The sequence below is a fragment of the Gordonia sp. Z-3 genome (genome assembly GCF_036233855.1).
Taxonomy (GTDB): domain Bacteria; phylum Actinomycetota; class Actinomycetes; order Mycobacteriales; family Mycobacteriaceae; genus Gordonia; species Gordonia tangerina.
Map to the genome: position 1 here is coordinate 126,971 of NZ_JAZARS010000015.1, position 17,376 is coordinate 144,346.

Here is a 17,376-nt window from a genome sequence, read left to right on the forward strand (position 1 = left end):
CCCCAAACGCTACCGCAGTGTGACGTGCGTCACTTTTCGACCGTTGCTGTCTCGCAGACGCTTTCGCCTCCCCAAGGCCGTTGACGCGGCCCGAGCCGGCGACGCCACCGGGTCGTCCACTACTTCGGCGTCGACCACGGCCAGTTCCTGGGCGATCCAGTCGTCCTGCGCGGGGTCGTCGGTAACGCCCCGGCGCGAACGGCTCTCAGCCCGCGACCCGCCCGCCATCATCGCGTTGAGGATGTCTTGGAATCCCTTGTTCGGGCCGACCTCGACTTCGACGGCGGTCTTGGCGCTGAGGCCTGCGCGGTCGAGAGCGTCGCGAGTGGCCGCCAATTGGACTGCGGGCGGGATGTTCTCGTCGGTCGCGATGCCCAGCAGCTTCTTCGCCATGCGGTCGGCGGCCATGTCCAGGCGGACGCGAGCGGCCTTACGCACGTGACCAGAAGCACCACCATGCACTCGGCAGACTGTTGCTCCCTTGATAGCTAGCCGCCTGCATCGCTCTCCAGATTTCTTATGCGCCACGCATCGGGCGCTCTCGTTCTGGTCGAGCATCGCGTCCCACTTGGCCGCTGCCTCCGGAGTCGTGGGCGACTCGCGGTCTTCGACCTCACCTCTTGCCACTGCATCCGATTCCAGTTCGGGCGACTCTCCCCCGTTCGCCGGCTCCCAAATCTCGAACGCCGGATCGTCAGGATCGCGCACCCAACGTCCGGGTTCGCCGTCCTCGTATTCGATGGGCGCTTGATTCTCCATCGCCAAGGCGGGGTGGTCGTGGGTTTCGTTTGTGCTCGAATCGTTCTCGTTCATGTCGTGCTTCTCCTTCTTTTTCCCGATCTACCGACTTCTCACTACGCCCACCGGAGCGGACGATGCCCGCCTATATGCGTAGGCGGGCGGGCATCGCCCCTGGCCGGTGCTCCGATACCCGCTGGCGCACGTTGCCGGGTATCGCCTGCTACCTGCGGTTTTGCGTTGCCCACGTCGCCAGCGGGCATCGGCAGGCATCGGACCGGCTCCGATACCCGCCGCGGGCATCGCCTACTACCTGCGGTTTTGCAAACGCCTCCGATACCCGCGACACCTACACGACCGTCCATGTGGCTGGCCTCCCTCCACCGCCCGCGCCGCCTTTCACACCTGGCGTATGCACCAGCAAGCCGTCATTCTTCAACTTGTCCAGTCGCCGGCGAATCCGCTTCTTGGCTGAATCGAATCCGTCGTCGCCGGGTTCCACCTCGTAGACACCCCAGACGGTGGCAGCCTCGGTGATCCCGTTCGCCCCGGCGTCGGTTGCCAGGCGCAGCACCATCTCCATGGGATCTCGTGCGCTCGACAATCCCTGCCCGTGAGCGTGATTGACGATCAACGGACCAACTGGCGACGCGGGTTGCTTCAAGTGCGACAACTCCACCTTCGGAGATCCTGCATCGCCCCACACCAGCACTACCGATCCCATGCCTGACGTCAGCCATGTACTGCCGAACACGTCGGCCAGCTTGTCGGGCTTGCGGTTGTCGGAGGTGGCCTTGCGCTGATGGTGCAAGTCGATGAACTCAGTACCGTTGGCCAGAATCGTCTGCATCGCTGTGTTGATGCCCGCCCCCACCGCATCCTCACCGAGACCGCTGGCGAGGTCTTTCAACGAATCCACAATCACCAGGCCCGGGTCGCGCCCGTGCATGGCCACCCACTGCGCGAACACCTCTGGAGCTTCGGCGGCGTTGACGGGCGGTGGCCCTTTCCAGACGACCAGCTGCCGTTTGAGCGTTGCCGCGACGTTCTCGTCGGTGGCGTTCACCATCCGGTTGATGGAGCGGCGAATCTGCGGCGGGCGGTCCATCGCCAGATAGAGGATCGGGCGCTCATCGACGATCACCGGCAACCCGCAGAACTCCGGCTCCGTCAAACCAAGGCGTGCGAGCATAAGTTGCTGCACGATGGTCGACTTGCCGACGCCCTGCGGTCCACAAATCATGAGCCCTTCGCCTGGAGCCCACATCACCCGGTCGTCCGCCCCCCACAACGGGGTCTCGTCGGCGGATTCGGTGAGGAACGCCAGCCCGTCCATCGCGCGGTCCGCGTTGACCAAAAGTCGGTCGCGGGCTTTCTCTTCCGCGTAGACCGCCTTGGCCCGATCCCGCACACGGATCTTCGCCAGTTCACGCTCAACGTCGGCATCAAGATCACCGGTCACCGTGCCCCGGTCCAGCCGTGCCATAGTCTCGGCCGGGTCGGCGAGTTCAGCCTGCGCAGCGGCCCACGTCGCCACTCGCAGGAACTCGTTCGCCGTCGGACGTTTTCGGCCGTCAGCATTGCGACCCTCCCACGCGAACGACTCGTGAAAGGCCTCCTGCAGTCGCTGGACGGCTTCACCCGCCGGATAGCACCCCGCCCGCACTTCACGAAACGCCCACGGCAGCGCCCGCACCAAAGTCTCGTGACTGCTTCCGCCGTCACGGACCTCCTGCTCGAACTGACGCAAGACTCCGTCCAACGCGGCGGGCCGATCGGCCTGATTGTGTTCGGGCGCATCCACAAACGTCGTGAACTCGATATTGGTCAGCGGTTCCGCTTCGTGCTCGGGCGCTTGCGACAGGCACCGCCTCAGGGCCTCCGGCAGCGCGGGAACCACATCGGTGCGCGTCCACCGATACTCGCCGTCGTCTTTGGTGTGCGGGGTCGGCGCGGCGATGATGACGCCGTTCTTGCCGCGCACGTCGCCAAATGGCCGGAACGCTCCTGCGCCGTTGCCATATCCGCCGTCGTTCACGAACAGGTAGTGACCGCGATCGGGGTTGTATCGCCGGCTCAGCTGACACGCGCCCTGGCGTAGGCCGTCCGCGATGTCCCGCGGAAGTTCATCGAGCGCAGCATTGTCCAGGTCGAAGATGACCCCACCACTGCGCCCGACGTGCAGTGCGATGCCATAGTCGGGGGTCTCGTCCCACCACCGCCTGATCTGCTCGGGGTCTCGGCTGGATTGACGCTGCCACCCCGCGCCGACCACACTGCCCGGATTCTTCGTACCGGGTTCCACGGGCAGGACGAACCATCCGGCACTGGCATACGCCAAGGCAGCATCGAGCAGACTGAGGCCACCCACATCAGGGACGGTCGGCGGGAAGAGCCGGATCAGCGTGCAACCATCCAGGCTTGTGGAGCGAGTCACGTGGATTATGCTCGGCAGCTTGTGTTTACGCGATGGTGTCGCTTCGTGGGGCGCGGTATGCTGGGTCACTGAGAGGCCTTTCAGAGGATGCTTCTTGTCGAGTTGAGGACGCCGACCCGCCTGCCCTACAGATCGGGTCGGCGTCTCTCTTGCGTGAGATAACTCGCTGCCCCGCAACGGGTATAGTTGGGAAGTCATCATTGATGACTTCAGAAGAGCGTCAAGCTCTCCGCGTGAATCGGGGACGTTGCCGGTAGTGCCGGTGGCGTCCCCTTCGTGATGAACGGCGCAGGCGTCGGAATCAACGGTTGACGCCACGCCGCCGCCACCAGTGGGCACACCGGCACGTCCCGTCCGACGCCGCGAAGCTCCGACGGCCGCGAATGCCCTTGCAGCCGCACCGCCGGGTAGCGCACACCGGCATACACAGCCCACACGACGCAGAACCCGTCGGGCGGCACGCACCACACGCGGCACCATTCGCGCCCACGATGATCCACGATCACCCGGCGACCCCACCGCCGCCGCACGCAAGCGACGAACCCCAACAGCAGATCGTCGGGAAGGTCTGGGTCGCGGTCTACCGCGAGGATTCCCGAACCGGCAACCGGCGCGCTCATCGGGCCGACTCACACGGGAACCCGTGCTGGGCGTCCCACAGATCGCGGGCGTAGTAGTCGGGACCGTCGCCGATCTCGTCGATGCAGTCCTCACACGTGGCAAACAACAGCAGCGACCCGCCAGAGCTGACCAGCATCACGGCACAGTCGACGTCCTTGCCGCACCACCAGCAACCGAACGCATACTCGGTCAACATCCGGGCGACACGGAACGCCGTGTAACCCGCCGGAACCGGCCACGCCACAAACGCCAGAGCCATCCGCTCACCGTTGGGTAGCAAACCGTCCTGCCGATAGTCGCCGAACATGGAGCGCCGGTACAGACGGACCACCTTGACCACCGGCCCCGTCACCGCGACCGTCAGCTCGTCGTCGATGTATTGCTGTTCACGCCGCGCCAAGGCCTCACGCTTGCTGGCAGGGCGCGGCACCGGGCCACGGTTCACCAACTCATCGCGCAGATCGTCAAGTAGATAGAACCGGCCACGAGGCAGCAGCGGCAACACCCCACGCCCCGGTAGATCGCTGTGCAGGTAGTCGATGTCGAAGAGCCCCGCGTACTCGCTGGGCAACGCCAACGTCGGCGCGCTCAGCAAGTTCACCGATCCGTCCTCGCGGTACATCGGTCCGCCGCCTTCGTGAATGACCCGCGTGACCTCGTCGGCCACGCGCTGCGGGCGGCGTTCCCACGGCGTGAACTCCACCCCGGCAACGTCCGGGCCGAGCACCGACACATCGGTCACCACCGCATCGGGTTCACCGGCACGATGATCCGGCCCCATCGCCGCGCCAATCGCGTCGACAGTGGGATTGGCATCCGCTGAACGCCGTAGCTCCTGGTCAGCCATCGACGGCGCGGTAATGCCCTGCTCAGCCCAACGGGGATCGGGGATCGGCGCGCTCATGCGCGGCCTCCCTTCGCGAGGGACTGCAACCAATCCCAGAGGTCCACGTCGGCGTACCAGGTGTGACCGGCCAGCACGAAGCGGCGCAGCGAGCCGTCTTCGGTGCAGGTGCGGATGCGCGTGGGAGTGATTCCGTTGACGCCGATCTCGGCGAAGAACTGTAGAGCGCCTTCCTTGCCCTTGCGCGTGGGCAGGTTGGACAACTCGTCACGGTTGATGGGATGCCGCCGAGGGCGGGCAGGCGGTGGACTGGCCACCGCTGCGGAGCGTGCAGCTTGAGACATTGGAGACCTTGTCGTCGTCGTGGATAGAGGGCTCCCTCTGCCTGACTACGCGCCGACCAGGCGGGCGGCCCGCGATGCTGCTGTGCGGGGAATTACGACACGGTTTCTCTCGGGGGAATCCGATTAGCCGAATTACTCCATTGCTCCATTACCCCATTGGTGGCCCCTGCGGGCACACCACCAGCATATGCACAGTAGCCGCTACCCCGCAACCACGGCATATCGCCATAGTGTCAGTGCTGCAACAGAATTGGGGTAGGAAAGGGCAAGACTTTCGACTACCGCCAGCCCGCCTCGGCGTCAAGTTTCGCGCTCAGTTCCACGCTGAGACGTTTCCAGCGCGGCTGGGTCTACGAATGTGGGCAAAACCAAGTCAGCGAGAGGTTCCGCGAATCCGATTTCTGAAATGAAAAACCCCAAACCCCGCCGAGCGGAGCCGGGAAGCGACCAACTCGGTGGGGTTTGGGTGTGCGGACCGGGCACGTTGGAAATGTGAGGCGGTCCGCTCCCCGCCGTCCTCGCTAGAGAACTTCGGGGTCGCAGGACGGACAAGTCAACGCCCTACTCGCCGGAGACAAGTCGATCCGGCTGTCTTGTGCGCCTCGGCCCCCTGCGGGGGCCTCAGTGCCTGCTCTGGGAGGCCGATCAGACCGGCCTACTGTTCGGCACCGCCGACGACGCGGCGCGGTCCGTGCGCAGGGGACGCAGATGGCACGTCAACGCCGCACCTTGACCCCGGCTGCCGATCGCCGTCCGACTTGCTGGCCGATCTTGGCTCCAGCCGCCGTGGACGCCGACGCGAAGGCCACCGATCGCGCGGCGGTCACCTTCGCGGCGGCGGGAGCCGGGACCAACGCACCCACGGCGGCACCGGCCACCGCGTGCCGGGCCACCCACCGACGCCGCGCCCTGGTCTGCGCTCGCCGCGCCTGCTCGATCTCGCGGACGCCTTGGTCGGCGCGTTGGAGGGCGTCGTTGGCTTCGTCCAGGGCACTGACCACCCGGCTCCCTGGTGACGCAGCGAAGCGACCGTGAGCATCGCGCACGTATCGGCGGCTCATCGAGGTCCTCCTTCGGAGGATCGAGACATCACGACGTCCCCCGCGCTCGGCGTTCGGCGAGTTCGTCAGCCAGGGCGCGGAGGCCCGAAGGTTCCTCGGCTGGAGGGGTGGTGCCCCGATACGCGCCGCCCCTGTTCGGCGGTTCGTCTTCGAGACCGGGCGGCACGTTGCCCGGACCCCAATCCAGTTCGCCAGCTTCGGGTCCGTAGTCGGGCGCGTTGGCCTTCAGCCACTCGGAGTTCGTCACGACCACGCCCACGACGGCGCGGTGTAGGTGGGGTCGGTCGTGATCTGCACGACGCACGCCGCACCTCGATAGCGAACTCCAGTTCCGAATGAACGCTGAAAGAAGCTGTCCTGCAACGGGTAACGCTGATCCTTACCAGGAATCAACCGCAGCCCGCGATACGCCGGGTTCGTATGCTCCCGGAAGGCAACGGGATTGGACGCCGCGTTCGGTCCGCCGGTCGCCACCACGGCGATTTAGCCGGTCGGCAAGTAGAACGACGGGACCACCCATGCTGGACCGAATGATCCCAGAACCTCAAGGCCCGCAAACTCTCCCGGCGCTACCTGCCCGACCACGTTCTCCTGAGTGAGATATGCCGGTGCGCTGGCGCTGGGGATGAAGTCGTACTTGCTCTCGATGCCGTTGGTCTCCTGGCCCGCCCTGAAGGTCGCGATCACTTCGGCTTCCGACGGCGCGCACAACACCAGCAGGCGCGAATTAGCGTTTATACCAAAGCCTTTCGAGCGCACCTGTTCGCAGGCGTCCTGCAGATCGCCGGGATCGACTGCGGTATTACCACTTACGAGATAGTGACCGTTGGTGCTCAGGAATTCCTGCCCGGCGTACGGCGGGGGAACCATGCCATCGGTGCCGTTGTAGAGCCCGTAGACCTTGTGCGCGAACTCGTTCACGCCTTCGGTCGGATCGAAGAGCCGACGGAGAATACTCCCGGTGACCAGACGATTGTCCGATTCCATGGCGCGGTTTATCACACTTCGAACCTGTTCGGCTGAGGCTGATCTGAGAAATTTCCAAGAAAAACGAGAAGCCATATCATAATCTTCAAAGGAATTTCCCAGGATCAGCGCGTCGGGTGCGGCGCGTAGACCGGTCGGCTCGCCGAATTCGCTGGCGACCTCGAAGTGATCGCCGCCGATGGTCTGCGGAATCGCGTCCGCGATGCTGGTCGTGGGGTACGAGATCAGCGACGCCAAGGCGGACCGCTGCTTGTTCCACATCGTCATTGCCGATGCCGATTCGTCCCAGATCTTGTTCAGGTCCAGGCCGTCGGCGGTACTGGAGACGAGGACGTCGCCTTCGCTGCTGTAGCCGCGTCCGGAATCGGCTCCGAAGGCGAATAGCGGGTTGGTGGTCATGATTGCTCCTGCTCGGTTTCTGTGTTGGTCGTACGTGCAGTCGCGGGGGTCTTTCCCGCGAACGTCGGCCCACTGAACCGAACGGGCGATCTTCAATTAGCCACCCGAGAACAATCGGGCGGTGGAATCCCGGCGCGGCTGGGAGTGCGACCCGAGAACCATCGGGCGGAAAACGAATAGGACAACCGCGACGCAATCGCGGAGAAAAGCGGTCGGCTCCCTCCTGGGAAGCCTGAACGGTGGGGCGCGGCCCCGCACTGCCGTGTACACGCCACCGTAGGCCCCAGCTCCGACCACCCGCCAGCATTACTGCCCCGCTCCGGCCGTCGCCAGCGAATCGCTGCCACCCCGGCACCACCCCGGCGTGCGGGGGTAATCCAGCGGTGTTCACCCGGTGGCCGCTACTGCGCCACAGGTGGCGAGAAGTAGCCCCTCACCTGCGACGATTCCGTGAGATCCCGAGCATTGGCGCAGGTGGCCCGCACACCCGTTCGGACGCCGAAACACTTTCCCAAGCTGAATACGCGGGTTCGATTCCCGTCATCGGCTCCACGTTTGAGTCAGATCGTGCTCAATACTCACTGTGAGCGCAGATGCCAACCACAGACGCTGTCCGCGGCAAGAGGCGGGACAAGCGGCGCGTTTCGGGCTTGGACACGTCGCGAAGGGCCTGGCGTGATTCGTGAACCTGACGGCGTCGGCGTTCTGGTGAGCGGAAGTTTTGGCTATGACTTCGACCATGGCCAAGCAACGTCGGGTTCCCGTACGGCAGCGCCGGCAACGGACCAAAATGGCGGTCCGGTCTCGAAGGTGCCGCCGTCTCCCCCACGCCGACTCCGGCGTGCGGGGGATCGGAGGTTCGTTCGTTCACGCGAATGAACTTCCGACCTTTCGTGATCGGCTGCGCGGGGCCGCACCACGGACGGTACATCGGCACAATTCGACTGCACCCACCAGAAGCCACCTCGAAACCAGCAGTCCCCCAATAGATTATGCGCCGCAACGTCGTTGCTTCCGGTCCGACCCGGATGGCCGCTGACACTCCTGATCGAGACAACTCCCGACCACCCCCTTGGCAGAGTCCGGCCTCCACATCCGCTACGGTCGGCCCGTCCGGCTGATCGTGCCGATCATGCCGTCGGGGAATCAAAGGGGAACTCTCATGCAATTGTCGCGTGTGCGCACGACGTCGCTCAAGATGATCGCCGGTGCGGTCACCGTGTCCGCAGCAGTCCAGTTCGGCCAGCTCGCCGGGCCTGCCGCCGCAGCTGCGCCGGCGGTGCAGCCGGTGACCACTGCGCCGGCGCAGCTGACGACTGGTGCGGCCGAACAGGTGATGAAGGTGATCCCGTCGACGCAGTCGGATCGGCTCACCGGGAAGCCGGCGGCAACCACTCCGACCGATGTCGCCGATGAGGTGATCGTGCTGCCGGCATCCGCGATTCCGACCAGGGCACCCAACGTCAACCCGTGGGCCTTCACCCCCGCCGACTGGCAGCGAATCGGCAGCGATGCGCAGACCGGCGCGCAGGTCGCGGGCTATGTCATCTTGGTGCCCCTGTTGGCCTTCGAGACCGTGGCGCTCATCGGCGGCGCGGCAGCGGGAGGCGTGATCGGCGCCGCGATCGGTGCCGGCATAGGCGGCCTGGCCGGCGGGATCGGCGCGATTCCCGGCGGTGTCATCGGCGGAGTGATCGGAGTTCCGGTCGGATTCGTGGCCGGAGCGGCGGCGACCCTCGCGGTCAGTTGGACGGCTGCGGGTGTCGGTGCGGCACTGGGCGGCGTCGGTACTGCGATGATGATTCACGACGAAAAACTCGGCCTGCGCAAGGGCGACGGAGCAAAAACCCTCGGGAACAACAACCTCGGCATGCCGACGACAGCACAGTGGCACAGGACCCAGCGGGAGTTCGAGCAGACGGTACGCACGACGATTGACAAGACGCTCGACGACGCCAACAAGCAGTTCAACGGAGCCATCAAGGGCATCACAGACGCGCTACCCAAGCTTCCGTGACCCCGATCGCCGAAAGCTGACATTCTTCCCCGGGCATCGTTTCCTTCCCGCCTGTTACTCGGCGGCGAGCGAAACGAAACCCGGGGAAGAACACGTGTGGCAGTCGGCCTGTCCGGGCGGGGCGTGCGTGCTACAACCGTCCGGGGGACTCGGGCAAGGAGGCCGTCATGTCACACGGAATCGACATCACCCGCGACGACAGCATCGGGGTGATCACCCTCACCGATGCACGTCGCCGCAATCCGTTGTCGACCGAGACGATGACGGCGATTACGGCCGCGCTGCACGAGTTCGGCCTCACGTCCGAGGTCCGGGTGATCGTGATCCGGGCACTCGGTCCGGCCTTCTCCGCCGGCCACGACCTGTCCGAACTGGTCGACCGGACTCTCGACGACGAACGCGCGGTGTTCTCCGCGTGCACCGAGATGATCTCGGCGGTGCACGCCGTTCGGCAACCAGTCATCGCCGAGGTCGCCGGCTTTGCCTTCGCCGCCGGTTGTCAGTTGGTCGCGACGTGTGATCTCGCCGTCGCCGCACGCTCGGCCATGTTCAGCACGCCGGGCGTCAAGATCGGCCTGTTCTGCTCCACCCCGATGGTCGCCCTCAGCCGGGCCGTCGGGCGCAAACGCGCCATGAAGATGCTGCTCACCGGCGACGCAATCGACGCGACCACGGCCGCCGACTGGGGCCTGGTCAACGACGTCGTCGACGACGACGCGCTGGGCTCGACAGTCATGGACCTGGCGCAGAAGGTGGCGGCGTCGAGCGCGATGACGGTTGCTATCGGCAAGAAGGCCTTCTACCAGCAGATCGATGAGAGCGAAGCAGACGCGTATGCGCTCATGCAGGAGACGATGGCGACGAACGCACTGACCTGCGACGCCCAGGAAGGGATGTCTGCGTTCCTCGGCAAGCGTGATCCGGTGTGGACGGACTCATGATCGGCCGAGACACCGTGACCCGCTTCTGAGCATCACTGTTTCTTCGTCAAGGACGATTCCTTGTGTGCAGCCTTGGCGCCGGTCTTCGACGACTCCACGATCCAGTACGGCTCCTCCTTGCTGGCATTGAACTTTTGCCCCTCGAAAGTGAACTCCAAGACCCGCTTCTCGCGGGCGTGTCCTTCCGTCGTGCCCTGCGACGTGTTCCATTCGACCTTGTCGTCTTTGCTGATCGCCATGTCACGAGCATGCCCCGCCGCAGCCTCGAGGAAACGGCCTACGACGCCGATGGTGTGAAGTCGAGACACAACGCCGGACAGATCACGGGATGGCCACAGCACCCGCCAGGATCCAGCTGACCGAGACCACTGCGGCGGCTCAGCGCCTTGCGGGAACAGGCGGCGTCCGCGTCCCTGCACCGTGAGATAAACGAAGAGCCGGAACTCGTCGACGAGCCGCGCCGAGATCAGCTCGTGTGTCAGTGAGATGCTGCCGGTGACCACAATGTCCTTGCCGTCCCGGTGCTTGAGGTCGTTCACCTGCCGCGCCACGTCTTCGGCCGCCAGCACAGTCGAGTTCTGCCAGGCGGGGTCGGTCATCGTCGACGAGACGACGTACTTGTGCACCGCATTCAGATAGTCGGAGATGCCAGTCGGATCGTCGTGTTGGTGTGGCCAGTATCCACGGAAATCTTCGAAGGTTTGTCGTCCCACCAGAAGGGCCTCCGCCGCGGCGTCTTGTCGGTGCGATTCCTCGATGAGGTCAGGGGCGTCCTCGGTCGGGTCGAACCAGGTGGTCAGCATCTCGATGGAACCGTCGAGGGTGATGTTCTGAGTCACGACGAGCTTGCGCATGTGTTCTCCTCTCTTCGATCTCGATCGCGTGCCACAAGTACAGACAAAACCCGCGGCCGTGATTCATCGGCCGACTACTCGCCCGGGGGAATCGGCGCAGATCGCTAGCGGCGAACCCAGGAGCGGGTGAGAAACCCGGTGACCGTGGTGATCTCGACAGCGGGCAAGGTGCCGCCGTCGGCAACGCCGAGTTCCCGGATGAAGTAGCACGGAGTGGTCAGCCGGATGTGCAGCCGCGTGGTGTCGACAGCGACCCGGAAGATCCCCACCGCGCCGATGCCGGGGTCATCGTCATGCCACCCGATACCCACCGGAGCGAGAACCTCGTGCAGGCGCCCGACGTCGATGCCGACGTCCGATGCAAAGACGATGTGTGCGGAGTACAGCACACCGTTGTAATGCGTGCCGTAGGTGAGCGAATCGGCGACGGCGCAGCAGCCGGCCCACTCCTCGGTGGATGCCCGATCGTCGAGGACGACGTGTTCGGCGTCGACCAGCAGGTCGATGATTGCCTGCGTGACCTCCCTGGCACGTCGGCGCACCACCGCGCTCTGCGCAGCGGTCAGTGGCCGTTCATCGTCGACGGCTGATGTCCGATCTGGTAGTGGTGCTGAGGAACTCGCTCTCACCGTCCTGCCTTTCGGGAGTCGACGGCCGGATCGCGACGCCCGCCGGACAGCTGACCGGCCACGACATCTGCCACGCTGCGTCGGTTCTCGCGCGTGATGTCACCACCTCGGCCCGACACGATCCGTCCCAGGTTCTCCAACGATTCCGAACCGATCTGGAAGTAGCTGCTGTGGTTGCCGACAACCGGCGCGAGGTCGCCGCCCTCGGCACGGAAACGTTGCGCCCCGAAAGCGGTTGCGGCGGGATCGATACCCAATCCGCCGATGCCGGTGGTCGACGTGGCCCCGCCCAGGTGTCCGATGGCGTCGTCGGATGCCGCACCCACGAAGACGTTGCGCGCCCCGATCCCGAACTCATCGGCCGTCGCGACGCCACCGGCACCCGGCGACCCCAGCATCGTGACCGTGTCGAGGGCACCTGACAGGCGCCCGTTGTCGCCGGCCCAGCCGACCGTCGTCGATCCATAGCTGTGGCCGATGAGTCCGAGGTTGAGGTGGTCGTCATCTCCGACCCCCAATTGTTCTCGAGCGGCGATGAACCCGCCGATGTCATCGGCGAGCATCCGACCGCCATCGCGGGCCGAACCGGTCCCCACGATCGCACCGAGATCGGCACCGCTGGGTGCGTCGTAGCCGATCCAGGTCACCACGGCGACATCACCGAGCTCCCCGCCGGCCTGCTTGTACAGGTCGGCCGCGTTCTGCACGTTGCCCGGGGTCGTGGAGATCTCGGCGCCGGCGCCCGGGACCAACCATGCGACATTGCGTGCGGAGTCCAGATCACCGACGGCGACGACGGCCTTGCCGTCCTCGCCGAAAGCGTGCGGGTCATAGGCATAGAGCGTGACCGCGGCGCCAGGTGCCGTCTGTTGCGCCTTCACGAGGCCTGCGCGCACCGATTGTGCGTTGCGCAGTGTTCTCCGGGCATCGTCGCTGCGATCCTCGAGCGTGACCACAGCCTGCGCCTGGGCGAGGTCGCGGTCGAGCAGCAGGCGGTTGGCCCTGTCGCACACCGATGCGGGCAAACCCTGTCCGACACCGATGATCTCGGGAAAAGCGAGCCCGACTGAGACCTGCTCGGTGGGTGTGAGCCCAGCCCACCAGCGGGCGCGTTCGGTTGCCGTCATCCCGAGTAGGTCCGGAGGCGACGCGCCGGGACGCACCTTGTCCAGCGCGGACCGGACACTCCCGGCCCGTTCCTGATTCGCCGCCGTCGTCATCGATGGACCCCTCACGTCCTGCGACCAGTGTGTCACGGTGGCCGGCGACGGTTGGAGCTGTTCGTGCCCTTCGTGACGCTCGCAAGCTCGCTCGTCAGGGAACAAACGGTGACGCTCGCAAGCGCGCTTCCCAGGAATCCGGAGGTGAAGCTCGTTCCAGGGAGAACAGGTGGTGACGGGCCTCAGGAGCCACCGGAGACAGATGCCATGCGCCGCAACTGGATGGCCTTGTCGATCCCGACAATGGCCGGCGCGATCAGCGACAGACCGAGGACGACGAGCCACTGTCCACCCGAAAGCGACACGGTGTCCAGCAGACGTTGGAGCATACCGAGTTCCACGGCGGCCCACGCCAGCGACCAGCCGCCGATCAGCCACCCGAAGTACGGGAACACCGGCGACGACCACGGCGCCTCACGTTCCCGGCGCATCACCACGCCGAGGTTGACGCCGCTGAAGGCAACCACGGCGAACGCCATCGTCATCGCCACCGAACCGCGATCGGCGGACGGCTCGTCCGGCCCCCACTGCAGAACTGCGAGCGCACTACCCGCAATCAGGAAGCCACTGATCACCCACCGAGCGATCTGTGGGCCGTTGACGATCCGTGTTCCCGGGGCGCGTGGCGGCCGCTGCATGACGCCGGGATCGGAGGCGTCGACGATGAACCCGACCACCACCGTCACGATGACGAAGAACTTGCAGAACAACAGCTGCATCGGCAACAGTGCAACGCCGCCGTTGATGTTGAGGATCGTCGCCAACACCATCATCTGCAGCACCGCCGACAACACGGTGAGCTGCAACCGGATGTAGGAGGAGATGCGTCGATAGATGTCGCGGCCGAGTTCGACGGCGCGCACCAGGGTGGCGAAGTTATCGTCGGTGAGCACGATCTTGGCGGCCTGTTTGGTCACCTCCGAGCCGCTGCCCATGGCCACGCCGATGTCGGACTGTTTGAGAGCCGCCGCATCGTTGACGGCATCGCCCGTCATCGCGACCACGTCACCGTCCTCCTGCATGAGCTGGGCCAACCGCAGTTTGTCCTCGGGCGCGACCCGGCCGAACACATGCAGGTCGGGCAGTTGCGCCCGGACCTCGTCGTCGCCGAGATGTTGCAGATCGGTGCCGGTGATGACGCCGGGTCCCAGACCGAGTTGGTCGGCGATGGCCCGAGCGGTGATGGTGTGGTCGCCGGTGATCATCCGGACATCGATCCCCGCCCCGAGCGCGGTGTGCACAGCCGCGGTCGCCTCGGCACGCAGCGGGTCGATGATGCCGACGAGCCCGATCAGCACGAGATCACCGACGGCGGCCATCGGGTCAGCAGTGGCAGCTGCCATCGCAGTGTCGTCGAGCCCTTTCGCGGCGAACGCGAGCACGCGCAATCCCTTCTCGGACAGCTCCCGGTTGGCGTCGAGGATGTTCTGGCGCATCTGGTCGACGGGCACGATATCGCCGTGCCGCAGCGCGTGGGAGCACCGATCGAGCACCACGTCCGGCCCTCCCTTGACCACCACGAGATGGGGCTGGTCCACCACGGTGCCGTGGACTGTGTCGGGACGGTCGTGGAATGTCGCCATGAACTTGTAGTCCGAGTCGAATGGGACCTCGGTGACGCGCGGGACGGCTTGGCGTGTGACCTCGGCGTCCACCCCGATCTTCGCGGCCAACACGACCAACGCCGCCTCGGTCGGATCGCCGATGATCGATTCGTCGTCGGCGACTGTGGCGTCCGAACACAGACACAACCCCAACGCGAGGGGCGTGAAGTCGGGCAGATCGCCTGCCGCGCCGAGGATTGCGCCGGTCTTGGCGTAGCCGGAACCCTCCACGCGGAACCATTGGTCCCCCGCATACAGCGCCGTGACGGTCATCGCGTTCATCGTCAGCGTGCCGGTCTTATCGGAGTTGATGACGGTGGTGCCGCCGAGGGTCTCGACGTCGGCGAGCGACTTGACCACCGCCTTCTCGTCGGCGAGATGTTGTGCACCCGAAGACAACATCGTCTGCACGAAGGTCGGCAGACCGGTCGGGATGGACGCGATCGCGGTGGAGATACACAGTAGCGCAAGGGTTGCGCCGTTCTGTCCGCGCAGAAGTCCGATGATGCCGATGATCGCGACGGCACCCCAGGCGAGGAAACCGAAGACCTTGGTCATCCCGTCGAGTTCGCGCTGCAGCGGCGACTTGGACCGTTTGGTTGCGGTGACCATGTCGGCGATGCGGCCCATCTGCGTGCCGGCTCCGGTCGCGGTCACCACGAACTGCGCCGACCCACGGGTGACCTGGGTGTTCTGGAATGCCATGTTGGTGCGGTCACCCAGCGCGACCTCCGTGCCCGCGATCGGCGCCGAGTCCTTGGGCACCGGCGCACTTTCACCGGTCAGCGCGGCCTCCTGAACCTCCAAAGTCGCGGAGTTGAGGAGTCGTCCGTCCGCCGGAACGAGGTCGCCCGCCTCCACCAGCACGATGTCGCCGGGCACCAGCTCGGCGGCCGGCACCTCGGCCACCTGTCCGTCACGGCGCACCCGCGCCACCGGAACCTGCAACTGGGCGAGCGCGTCGACGCTGGCCTGAGCTTTCATCTCCTGTTTGGTGCCCATCACCACGTTGAACACAACCAGCAGCCCCACCACGATGCCCGTGGCGAACTGGCCGATCGCGAAGCTGGCGACGGCAACGATGAGCAGCATGATGTTCATCGGATTCGCCAGCTGACCACGGGAGACCGCCCAGAGTGTCGGCGGCGGCTCGGGAGTCACCTCGTTGGGGCCGAAACGTGCCAACCGACCTGCGGCCTCCGCGGACGTCAGCCCAACTCGGGCGTCGACGTCGAGCGCGGCGGCCACGCCGGTCGTGTCGCGGAGGTAGGCATCGGTCAAAGGCGCTGCGACACCAGTGGAAGCCATGGAAGTGGTCCTCTCAGAGAGCCCGTGGGCGGCCTCACGACCAGGCGAGGACCGCCCCGCCTTCTCGGCGAAACACCAGACAATCATGCCGGACGATCGGGCGCGATGCCGGATTTCACCGATCTCGAGCGCACAAAATCGCAAACCACCTCGCGGTTCGCGATTGAGATCGACCCCGTCTGGGTATCTCCCGGTGCACTCGAGTGAGGAGAAACATCATGGACACCGCAGTCTGGATCATTCTGGCCGTCGTCATCGTGATCGTCGTACTTGCAGTCATCGCCCTTCTCTTGCGTCAGCGCACCGTGCGGCGCCGCAGCAAAGCACGCGAGATCCGCGAGAACGCCACTTCGCAGGTGTCCGAGGTCCGCCACCGCGAGGCGATCGCCGAGGAGGCCGACGCCCGCGCTCGCAAGGCCCAGGCCGAGGCCGACGCGAAGGCCGCCGAGGCCAAACAACTCAACGAAGAGGCCCAGACCCATCAGGGCCACGCCGCTAAATCCCGTACCGAGGTCGAGCGCGAGTTCGCACGCGCCGACAAGCTCGACCCCGACGTCAAGAACGACCGAAGCGCTCGCGACGGAGCATCGCACGAGGTTCCCGTGGAGCCCGGACCCGACGACACTCCGACCCACCGCTGAGAACGCACGCCGTGCGGCCTGTCCGCGCGGCGAGCACGAACCCGTCACCATCCACGCAGAGAACCGATTCCGACATTTCGGCATAGACAACACCCGGCTCGCAGCAAAATCGCGCAGGTCGGCTCGGGTCCGGCCGCGATTTCCGTGCGGACACCTCGTCGAACGCGAGGTGCGGAGGCCGCCGCCATGTCCACCAGCCCTGCCCGGTTCACCAGTCCTGCTCGGTTCACGAGATCTGCTGCGCCAGTATCGTTTCGGGTGACAATTGCGGTCGCCGTCGTCTGTGTCGCGGCCGCCGCGCTGATTTCTGCGCCGGCACATGTCGACACGGTGTCCGCGCTGACGAAGCGGTAGGTGGAGACGTTCTATTGGTTGTGGTTCGCGCAAACCCAGTTCGACGTCGCCCCGCACAACGGACTCATCGGACCGACACCATCTCGCCGCTCTATCAGGGCGTCGTGGACATCAATGACGACACCCTGTATGCCAGTTCGCCTGTCGACACCTCGGTCGGGCCGGTGATGGTGACCGTACCCAACACACCGGTCTGAACCGCCCCGGGTCTGTCGGAGGCTCTCGAACCTGTGAAGGATGGAGAGCATGGCAGCACCACGCAAGTACAGTGAGGAACTCAAGGACCGGGCCACCCGGATGGCATGTGAAGCGCGACGAGATCTCGATTCGTCGAGAGGTGCGATCAAGCGGATCGCCGATCAGCTCGGAGTCCATCC

General features: G+C 65.5%; 16 protein-coding genes and 1 pseudogene. 4 read left to right on the plus strand and 13 right to left on the minus strand.

The genetic code is table 11. The features are described from left to right. Positions 1-9: 9 nt before the first annotated feature. From VX037_RS17675 to VX037_RS17710, 8 genes are all read right to left on the minus strand, one after another. Complete coding sequence (locus VX037_RS17675) at positions 10-813, minus strand: hypothetical protein (RefSeq protein WP_328715156.1); 804 nt, start codon at positions 811-813, stop codon at positions 10-12. Positions 814-1,087: 274 nt separating this feature from the next. Then, positions 1,088-3,376: a bifunctional DNA primase/polymerase gene (locus VX037_RS17680; RefSeq protein WP_328715158.1), complete on the minus strand. Its 2,289-nt coding sequence runs from the start codon at positions 3,374-3,376 to the stop codon at positions 1,088-1,090. Positions 3,377-3,384: 8 nt separating this feature from the next. Further along, the gene (locus tag VX037_RS17685; protein WP_328715160.1) at positions 3,385-3,795 is read right to left on the minus strand and encodes a hypothetical protein; all 411 of its coding nucleotides are present in this window, start codon (positions 3,793-3,795) and stop codon (positions 3,385-3,387) included. Continuing rightward, a complete protein-coding gene (locus VX037_RS17690) occupies positions 3,792-4,700 on the minus strand; it encodes a hypothetical protein (protein ID WP_328715162.1) in 909 nt (302 codons plus the stop codon). The genes VX037_RS17685 and VX037_RS17690 overlap by 4 nt, the downstream gene beginning before the upstream one ends. Continuing rightward, positions 4,697-4,984, minus strand: a complete 288-nt coding sequence (locus VX037_RS17695; RefSeq protein ID WP_328715164.1) for a hypothetical protein — start codon at positions 4,982-4,984, stop codon at positions 4,697-4,699. Before VX037_RS17695 ends, VX037_RS17690 begins: the two co-directional genes overlap by 4 nt. Before the next feature lie 716 nt (positions 4,985-5,700). Next, positions 5,701-5,985, minus strand: coding sequence for a hypothetical protein (locus VX037_RS17700; protein WP_328715166.1), 285 nt, complete (start codon positions 5,983-5,985; stop codon positions 5,701-5,703). 88 nt (positions 5,986-6,073) lie between these two features. Beyond that, positions 6,074-6,349 (minus strand): hypothetical protein, encoded by a 276-nt coding sequence (locus tag VX037_RS17705; protein ID WP_328715167.1) that lies wholly within the window; start codon positions 6,347-6,349, stop codon positions 6,074-6,076. A gap of 179 nt (positions 6,350-6,528) precedes the next feature. After that, positions 6,529-7,431: a hypothetical protein gene (locus tag VX037_RS17710; protein WP_328715169.1), complete on the minus strand. Its 903-nt coding sequence runs from the start codon at positions 7,429-7,431 to the stop codon at positions 6,529-6,531. Between the two features lie 1,162 nt (positions 7,432-8,593). Here VX037_RS17710 and VX037_RS17715 point away from each other — a divergent pair. Together VX037_RS17715 and VX037_RS17720 are read left to right on the plus strand one after the other, a co-directional pair. Next, entirely contained in the window at positions 8,594-9,448 is an 855-nt protein-coding gene (locus VX037_RS17715; RefSeq protein WP_328715171.1) for a hypothetical protein, read from the plus strand. 167 nt (positions 9,449-9,615) lie between these two features. Continuing rightward, positions 9,616-10,389: an enoyl-CoA hydratase gene (locus VX037_RS17720; RefSeq protein WP_235721892.1), complete on the plus strand. Its 774-nt coding sequence runs from the start codon at positions 9,616-9,618 to the stop codon at positions 10,387-10,389. Between the two features lie 32 nt (positions 10,390-10,421). Here the strand turns inward: VX037_RS17720 and VX037_RS17725 are convergent, their stop codons facing one another. From VX037_RS17725 to VX037_RS17745, 5 genes and pseudogenes are all read right to left on the minus strand, one after another. Next, positions 10,422-10,628: a DUF2945 domain-containing protein gene (locus VX037_RS17725; protein ID WP_328715184.1), complete on the minus strand. Its 207-nt coding sequence runs from the start codon at positions 10,626-10,628 to the stop codon at positions 10,422-10,424. A 129-nt stretch (positions 10,629-10,757) separates the two neighbouring features. Further along, positions 10,758-11,243: pseudogene (locus VX037_RS17730) on the minus strand (dihydrofolate reductase family protein); the annotation flags it as partial. Positions 11,244-11,347: 104 nt separating this feature from the next. Further along, the gene (locus VX037_RS17735) at positions 11,348-11,872 is read right to left on the minus strand and encodes a hypothetical protein (protein WP_287014920.1); all 525 of its coding nucleotides are present in this window, start codon (positions 11,870-11,872) and stop codon (positions 11,348-11,350) included. Further along, entirely contained in the window at positions 11,869-13,092 is a 1,224-nt protein-coding gene (locus VX037_RS17740) for an alpha/beta hydrolase (protein ID WP_328715172.1), read from the minus strand. Before VX037_RS17740 ends, VX037_RS17735 begins: the two co-directional genes overlap by 4 nt. Positions 13,093-13,274: 182 nt before the next feature. Further along, positions 13,275-16,004, minus strand: a complete 2,730-nt coding sequence (locus tag VX037_RS17745; protein WP_328715174.1) for a cation-translocating P-type ATPase — start codon at positions 16,002-16,004, stop codon at positions 13,275-13,277. A gap of 218 nt (positions 16,005-16,222) precedes the next feature. On the opposite strand from VX037_RS17745, the gene VX037_RS17750 reads away from it, so the two are divergent. After that, positions 16,223-16,645 carry a hypothetical protein gene (locus VX037_RS17750; protein ID WP_328715176.1) on the plus strand — a complete coding sequence of 141 codons (423 nt, stop codon included), beginning with the start codon at positions 16,223-16,225 and terminating at the stop codon, positions 16,643-16,645. 374 nt (positions 16,646-17,019) lie between these two features. Continuing rightward, the gene (locus VX037_RS17755; protein ID WP_287014915.1) at positions 17,020-17,196 is read left to right on the plus strand and encodes a DUF1254 domain-containing protein; all 177 of its coding nucleotides are present in this window, start codon (positions 17,020-17,022) and stop codon (positions 17,194-17,196) included. Positions 17,197-17,376: the final 180 nt, after the last annotated feature.

What these genes read in the sequence shown, in the direction of transcription:
- VX037_RS17695 (WP_328715164.1), bottom strand. Translation starts at nt 4,984, where the DNA reads ATGTCTCAAGCTGCACGCTCCGCAGCGGTGGCCAGTCCACCGCCTGCC.
- VX037_RS17680 (WP_328715158.1), bottom strand. Translation starts at nt 3,376, where the DNA reads ATGATGACTTCCCAACTATACCCGTTGCGGGGCAGCGAGTTATCTCAC.
- VX037_RS17690 (WP_328715162.1), bottom strand. Translation starts at nt 4,700, where the DNA reads ATGAGCGCGCCGATCCCCGATCCCCGTTGGGCTGAGCAGGGCATTACC.
- VX037_RS17725 (WP_328715184.1), bottom strand. Translation starts at nt 10,628, where the DNA reads ATGGCGATCAGCAAAGACGACAAGGTCGAATGGAACACGTCGCAGGGC.
- VX037_RS17720 (WP_235721892.1), top strand. Translation starts at nt 9,616, where the DNA reads ATGTCACACGGAATCGACATCACCCGCGACGACAGCATCGGGGTGATC.
- VX037_RS17745 (WP_328715174.1), bottom strand. Translation starts at nt 16,004, where the DNA reads ATGGCTTCCACTGGTGTCGCAGCGCCTTTGACCGATGCCTACCTCCGC.
- VX037_RS17715 (WP_328715171.1), top strand. Translation starts at nt 8,594, where the DNA reads ATGCAATTGTCGCGTGTGCGCACGACGTCGCTCAAGATGATCGCCGGT.
- VX037_RS17740 (WP_328715172.1), bottom strand. Translation starts at nt 13,092, where the DNA reads ATGACGACGGCGGCGAATCAGGAACGGGCCGGGAGTGTCCGGTCCGCG.
- VX037_RS17750 (WP_328715176.1), top strand. Translation starts at nt 16,223, where the DNA reads ATGGACACCGCAGTCTGGATCATTCTGGCCGTCGTCATCGTGATCGTC.
- VX037_RS17685 (WP_328715160.1), bottom strand. Translation starts at nt 3,795, where the DNA reads ATGAGCGCGCCGGTTGCCGGTTCGGGAATCCTCGCGGTAGACCGCGAC.
- VX037_RS17710 (WP_328715169.1), bottom strand. Translation starts at nt 7,431, where the DNA reads ATGACCACCAACCCGCTATTCGCCTTCGGAGCCGATTCCGGACGCGGC.
- VX037_RS17675 (WP_328715156.1), bottom strand. Translation starts at nt 813, where the DNA reads ATGAACGAGAACGATTCGAGCACAAACGAAACCCACGACCACCCCGCC.